The 6,235-nt window shown below is 75.0% G+C and carries 6 protein-coding genes; 5 read left to right on the top strand and 1 reads right to left on the bottom strand.

The features are described from left to right. Positions 1-1,901, top strand: a 1,901-nt coding sequence (locus AX737_RS01260) for a 4Fe-4S binding protein (protein WP_066918346.1), incomplete at its 5' end; no start/stop codon positions are given. Further along, complete coding sequence (locus AX737_RS01265; RefSeq protein ID WP_066918358.1) at positions 1,898-2,878, top strand: FAD:protein FMN transferase; 981 nt, start codon at positions 1,898-1,900, stop codon at positions 2,876-2,878. The genes AX737_RS01260 and AX737_RS01265, both read left to right, overlap by 4 nt. Positions 2,879-2,892: 14 nt before the next feature. Here the strand turns inward: AX737_RS01265 and AX737_RS01270 are convergent, their stop codons facing one another. Then, positions 2,893-3,270 (bottom strand): 4a-hydroxytetrahydrobiopterin dehydratase, encoded by a 378-nt coding sequence (locus AX737_RS01270; protein ID WP_066918350.1) that lies wholly within the window; start codon positions 3,268-3,270, stop codon positions 2,893-2,895. 236 nt (positions 3,271-3,506) lie between these two features. On the opposite strand from AX737_RS01270, the gene AX737_RS01275 reads away from it, so the two are divergent. From AX737_RS01275 to AX737_RS01285, 3 genes are all read left to right on the top strand, one after another. Further along, positions 3,507-4,499 (top strand): ABC transporter substrate-binding protein, encoded by a 993-nt coding sequence (locus AX737_RS01275; RefSeq protein WP_066918352.1) that lies wholly within the window; start codon positions 3,507-3,509, stop codon positions 4,497-4,499. A gap of 94 nt (positions 4,500-4,593) precedes the next feature. Continuing rightward, positions 4,594-5,331, top strand: coding sequence for an ABC transporter permease subunit (locus AX737_RS01280; RefSeq protein WP_066918354.1), 738 nt, complete (start codon positions 4,594-4,596; stop codon positions 5,329-5,331). A gap of 43 nt (positions 5,332-5,374) precedes the next feature. Continuing rightward, the gene (locus AX737_RS01285; protein WP_156453453.1) at positions 5,375-6,118 is read left to right on the top strand and encodes an ATP-binding cassette domain-containing protein; all 744 of its coding nucleotides are present in this window, start codon (positions 5,375-5,377) and stop codon (positions 6,116-6,118) included. The last annotated feature ends 117 nt before the right edge of the window (positions 6,119-6,235 follow it).

The raw sequence follows: 6,235 nt of genomic DNA on the forward strand, positions 1-6,235 counted from the left end.
CCTACGCCTTCGAGTCGATCGACTTCGCGGCGATCCCGGGCTTCGGCGGCGTCGCTCCCAACCTCCTGATCGCGCTGGCGCCCGACGGCACCTTCCGGGACGCGCGGGTGCTCGCCCACCACGAGCCGGTCTTCCTCGAGGGGCTGGGCTCCGAGCCGCTCTTCGCCTTCGTCGAGCAATATGTCGGGCTCTCGGCCCGGCGGGCGATCCGGGTCGGGCGGCCGAACGCGCGGGCGGGCGGCGCCCCGCCCCAGACCACGGTCGACGGCATCAGCATGGCCACCGCCTCGACCCGGGTGATCAACGAGACGATGCTCTCGGCCGCGCTCGCGGTCGCCCGGGCCAAGCTCGGCTTCGGCGCCGGCGCGGTCGGCCTGAAGGTCGAGCCGCGGCCCGAGGCCGAGGCGCTCGACGTCGCGGAGCTGGAGCGCCGCGGCTGGCTCCTGCGCTTCACCCTGTCCCAGGAGGCGGCCGACCGGGCCTTCGCGGGCACCGGGCTGGAGGATGCCGATCCGGGCCGAGGGGCTCCGTCCGAGCCCTTCGCCGACCTCAGGATCGCCTATCTCAACGTGCCGACGATCGGCCGCGCGGTTCTGGGGGAGGCGGCCTACGGGCGGCTGATGCGGGAGCTCGCGGGCGACCACGCCGTGCTGGTGGCGAGCGCCGGCCGCTGGAGCCCGATCCCGGACGACTTCGTGCTCGGCTCGATCCCCGAAGCCTTGAGCGTGCAGCAGGGCGGCCTCGCGCTCGCCGCCCGGGACATGGCCTGGGAACGGCGCGACCTCGCCCCCGGCTTGCCGCCCGGTCCCTGGACGCTGCTCCGCATCGGCGAGGCGGCGGGCTTCGACCCCTCCGCCCCCTGGACGCTCGCCCTGAAGCTCACCCGCCAGCGCGGCCAGATCTTTCCCGAGACGGTCACCCGCGAGGTCGGCGCCCAGTACCGCCTGCCGCCGGACCTGTTCGTGCGGCAGGCGCCCGATACCGGCCCGCACTGGAGCGACGGCTGGCGGGCGCGGGCGCCGGAGCTCGCGATCATCGCGGCGGCGCTCGCGCTCCTCGTGCCGGTCCTGGCGCGCCAGCGCGGCCTCGTGGCCCGGGCCCGGCCCTTCGGGCGCTTCCGGCTGGCCTATCTCGCCTTCACCCTGGGCTTCGTCGGCTGGTACGCGCAGGCGCAGCTCTCGGTGGTGACGCTGGCCGGGCTGGCGCGCGCCGCCGCGGGCCGGGGCGACCTCACCTTCCTGCTCTACGACCCGCCCTCGCTGCTGCTCTGGGGCTTCGTGCTCGCCACGCTCCTCGTCTGGGGGCGGGGCACCTTCTGCGGCTGGCTCTGCCCGTTCGGGGCCCTGCAGGAACTGGCCGCGCGGCTGGCCGCCCCCTTGCGCATCCGCCAGATCGCCGTGCCGCCGCGCCTCGACCGGCACTTGCGGAACCTGAAATACGCGGTGCTGGCCGCGATCCTGGCGACGGCCGCCGCGGGCTCCCCGGCGACCGACGCCCTCGCGGAGGTCGAGCCCTTCAAGACGGCCATCACCCTGTACTTCTGGCGCAGCCTCCCCTTCGTGCTCTACGGGGCCGGGCTGATCGTCCTCAACCTCTTCGTCTACAAGGGCTTCTGCCGCTACCTCTGCCCGCTCGGCGCGGGCCTGGCCGTGCTCGGGCGGCTGCGCCTGCTCGACTGGATCCCGCGCCGGCCGGAATGCGGCAGCCCCTGCCAGCTCTGCCGGGTGCGCTGCCGCTACGGCGCGATCGATGCGCGGGGACGGATCGACTACCCCGAGTGCTTCCAGTGCATGGATTGCGTCACCATCGTGCACGACCCGGGACAGTGCGTGCCGCAGGTCCTGGCGCGGCGCCGCCGGCCGGCCGCCGCCGCTCCCACCAAGCGCGCGGAGGTCGCGTGAGCCCACGTTCGCCCCTCGCCCGCCGACGCCTGCTGATCGGCGGCCTCGGCGGTCTGGCGGCGCTCGCCGCCGGGCCCGCGGCCCTGCGGGCGATGGCCCGGACCCGAGGCCTGCGCACGGCCACGCGGGCCGGGCTCGCCTTCGGCACGACCGTCTCGCTCACCCTGGTCCACGCCGAGGCCGCCGCGATCGAGGCGGGGTTTCGCGCGGGCTTCGCGGCGATCCGCGCGGTCGAGGCGGCCGGCAGCCTGTACCGGCCGGACAGCGCGCTCGCCCGGCTCAACCGGGACGGGCTCCTCGCCGAGCCCGACCCGCTGCTCGCCGAGATGCTGGGCTTCGCCCTCGACCTCGCGGCGGCGAGCGGGGGCGCCTTCGATCCCACCGTGCAACCCCTCTGGACCCTCTGGGCGGCGGCCGCCGCGCGGGGCGAGCGTCCCGGCGCGGCCGCGCTCGCGGACACCCTCGGGCGCGTCGGCTGGCGCGCCGTGGCCCGGTCCGAGGCGGAGATCCGGCTGCGGCCCGGCAGCGCGCTCACCCTCAACGGCCTGCTGCAGGGCTACGCCGCCGACCGCGTGATGGGCGCGCTCGGGGCCTGCGGCATCGCGCACGCCTTCGTGGATACCGGCGAGTTCGGGGCGCGGGGGGCGCACGCGGACGGCGCGCCCTGGCGGCTCGGGCTGGCGGGGCCGCGCCGGGGCGACCCGCTCGCGGGGGTGATCGCGCCCTTCACGGGCTTCGCGGCGACCTCGGGGGACGACGCCACCGCCTTCTCGGCGGACCGGCGCGACCACCACATCTTCGATCCCGCCACCGGCACCTCGCCGCCCGCGCTCTCGGCCGTGACGGTGACGGCCCCGAGCGGGCTCCTGGCCGACGCCCTCTCCACGGCGGCCTTCGTGCTGGGCGAGGCGGCGGGCGCGGCGCTCGTGGCGCGCTACCCGGGCTGCGCGGCGCGGTTCACGCCCAAGGTGGCGTGAGCCGCGCCCCTACTCTACTTGTCGTACTTGACGTAGGCGAAGCGCGGGTCGGTCGGTGTGCCCTCCAGCGGGCCGCCCTCGGCGCCGGGCTGCCAGCCCACCACCTCCTCGATCTTGGCGGCCAACGCGAAGTCCTTGTCGGTGATGCCCTTGGCGGCGTGGTTCATCAGCCGCACCTCGACCCAGGCGTAGGAGGCGGTGAGGTCCGGATGGTGCCACGCGGCCTCGGCGAGGTGGCCCACCGTGTTGATCACCATGAGCGTGCTCTTCCAGCCCGCCGTCTTGTAGGTGCGCCGGATCCAGCCGTCCTCGTAGCGCCAGGCCGGCAGCTCGGCCTTCAGCCGCGCCTCGATCGTGGCCTCGTCCAGGGCTCCCTCGCGCCGCTCGCTCATCGTCCGCTCCTCCGCCTCGTTTCCGAGAGCGTGCCGCGGGCGGGAGGCGCGCGCAAGGCGGGGTGCGGGGGTGCGGCGCAGGCGCCCGCCTCCGTCCCGACCGGCCCGTTGCCGATGGACGCGGTGGGGCGAGCACCCTATGACTTTTTGGCAATGGCACCGGGTCCCGCCCGCGCGCGAAGCTCGCGGGCGGGACCCGGCCTCGAAGAAGCGCGAACACCCAGGGAGACGACGCCATGCTGTCACGGCGCGGATTGCTCGCCGCCGCGGCGCTCGCGGCCCTGGCCGCGCGGCCCGTCCCGTCCGCCCGGGCGAGCACGCCGACGTTCCGGCTGGGCAGCCTGCCCTTCGGCACGGTCGCCTGGGAGGCGGCGGTGATCAAGGCCCGCGGCCTCGACACGGCCAACGGCTTCAGCCTCGAGGTGGTCAAGCTCGCCGGCAACGACGCGGCGCGCATCGCCTTCATGGGCGGCCAGGTCGATGCCATCGTGGGCGACCTGCTCTGGGCGGCCCGCCTCGGCAACGAGGGCCGGGCGATCCGCTTCATCCCCTACTCGACCACCGAGGGCGCCGTGATGGTGCCGGAGGCGAGCCCCATCCGCGGCCTGAAGGATCTCGCTGGCAAGCGGCTGGGCGTGGCGGGCGGCCCCCTCGACAAGAACTGGCTGCTGCTCAAGGCCCAGGCCCGGGACGCCGCCGGGCTCGACCTCGAATCGGGGGCTGACCTCGCCTACGGCGCGCCGCCGCTGATCACCCTGAAGCTGGAGCAGGGCGCGCTCGACGCCGCGCTCACCTACTGGACCTACTGCGCCCGGCTGGAGGCCAAGGGCTTCCGCCGGGTGATCGGGGCCGACGACATCATGCGGGCCTTCGGGGCGACGGGCTCCGTCGCGCTGATCGGCTACCTCGTGGACGGCGCCGCCGTCGAGGGGAAGCCCGAGCTGGTGGCGGGCTTCGCCCGCGCCTCGCGCGCCGCCAAGGACATGCTGGCCTCCGACCCCGCGACCTGGGAGATCGTCCGCCCGCTGATGACGGCGGAGGACGAGGCCACCTTCGCGGCGCTGAAGCGCGAGTTCCTCGCCGGCATCCCGCGGCGCCCCATCGCGGAGGAGCGCGCGGACGGGGAGCGGCTCTACGCGGTGCTGCAGCGGCTCGGCGGCGAGCGCGTCGTCGGGAGCGGGGCGAGCCTGCCCGCGCGGCTCTACTTCGACGGGGCCCGGAATGGCTGAGCGGCGGATCCGGCAGACGGCCCGGCAGGCGGCCCGGCGGGCGGGGCGCTCCCGCGCATGACGCGCCCGTGATCTCGTCCGCGACGCCTGCCGCATGACGCTCCTCGCGCGCCTCGTCTCGGTGCTGGTGCTGCTCGGCGCCTGGCAGGCGGCCGCCGCGCAGGCCGGCTCGCGCCTGTTGCCGGCCCCGCTGGCGGTCGCCGAGTTCATCGCCCAGGAGGCGGCGCGCGGCGACCTGTTCCACAATGTCGGCGTCACGCTGCTGCGCGTCGCGATCTCCTTCGCGCTCGCCATGGGCCTCGGCGTGCTCCTCGGCGTCGCGCTCGGGCGGATCCGGGCGCTCGACGCGGTGCTCGACACGCCGCTGCTCGCGCTCCTCAACACGCCCGCCCTCGTCATCACGGTGCTGGCCTACATCTGGGTCGGATTGACCGAGAGCGCCGCGATCCTGGCGGTGGTGCTCAACAAGCTGCCGAACGTCGCGGTGATCCTGCGCGAGGGCGCGCGCGAGCTCGACGCGGGGCTCGAGGAGATGGCCCGCACCTACCGGTTCGACCGCCGCACCTGGATCCGGCACGTGCTGGTGCCCCAGCTCCAGCCCTACGTGGTGGCCGCCGCCCGCTCCGGGCTCTCGCTCGCCTGGAAGATCGTGCTGGTGATCGAGCTGCTCGGGCGCCCGGACGGGGTCGGCTTCGCGATCAACTTCTACTTCGTGCAGAGCACCAACGTCGCGGCGATCCTCGGCTACAGCATCGTCTTCATGAGCGTGATGATCGCGATCGACATCCTCGTCCTGCAGCGGATCCAGGCCCATGTCCGCCGGAGGCGATAGAATGTCCGCCGGAGGCGATAGGATGTCCGCCGGAGGCGATGGGATGTCCGCCGGGGCGCCGATCCTCCGGGTCGCGATCGACCGCAAGGTCTACCACGCGGGCTCGCCCGAGCCCGTCGAGGCGGTGCGCGGGCTCGCCTTCACGGTGGGGCAGGGCGAGATCGTCTGCCTGATCGGTCCCTCGGGGGCGGGCAAGTCGACCACCTTGCGCATCCTGCTCGGGCTCGACGGCGACTACGAGGGCCGGATCGAGCCGGATCCGCGCGGGGCCGAGACCGCGCCCGGCATGGTGTTCCAGGAACCGCGGCTGCTGCCCTGGCGCACGGTCGAGCAGAACGTGCGCCTCGCCATGCCGCGGGGCCGGCGCGGGCGCGACCTCGACGCCTTGTTCGAGCATCTCGGGCTCGCGCCCTGGCGCGCCCGCTACCCGGGCGCGCTCTCGCTCGGCATGCAGCGGCGGGTGGCGCTCGCCCGGGCGCTCGCCGACGACCCGCGCCTGCTCGTGCTCGACGAGCCCTTCGTCTCGCTGGACGACGCGGCGGCGGCGAGCCTGCGGGGCCTCGTGGTGGACACCGTCGATCGCCTCGGCATGAGCGTGCTGATGGTCACCCACAACGTCGCCGAGGCGATCGCGGTCGCCGACCGGCTGCTCCTGCTCTCGCCCCGCCCGGCGAGCCTCGTGGCCGAGGTGCGCCTCGACCGGCCGCGGGCCGCGCGCGACCGCGCCTGGGCGGACGCGACCCGGCGGGATCTGGCCGAGCGCCACCCGGGCGTGATCGCGGAGTGATACGATCTCCGGTTGATCGGTTCGGCCGCGTGCGGTGAACCGCGCCGTGCTCCCTCTCCCACAGGGAGAGGGTTGGGGTGAGGGGTATGACGCTTCAGAACAGCGCTCGGCATCGAC

Source organism: Methylobacterium sp. CCH5-D2 (assembly GCF_001556475.1).
Classification (GTDB): Bacteria; Pseudomonadota; Alphaproteobacteria; order Rhizobiales; family Beijerinckiaceae; genus Methylobacterium; species Methylobacterium hispanicum.

Excerpts from the sequence above, each read along its gene's own strand:
- AX737_RS01285 (WP_156453453.1), top strand. The coding sequence starts at position 5,375 with ATGTCCGCCGGGGCGCCGATCCTCCGGGTCGCGATCGACCGCAAGGTC.
- AX737_RS01280 (WP_066918354.1), top strand. The coding sequence starts at position 4,594 with ATGACGCTCCTCGCGCGCCTCGTCTCGGTGCTGGTGCTGCTCGGCGCC.
- AX737_RS01275 (WP_066918352.1), top strand. The coding sequence starts at position 3,507 with ATGCTGTCACGGCGCGGATTGCTCGCCGCCGCGGCGCTCGCGGCCCTG.
- AX737_RS01270 (WP_066918350.1), bottom strand. The coding sequence starts at position 3,270 with ATGAGCGAGCGGCGCGAGGGAGCCCTGGACGAGGCCACGATCGAGGCG.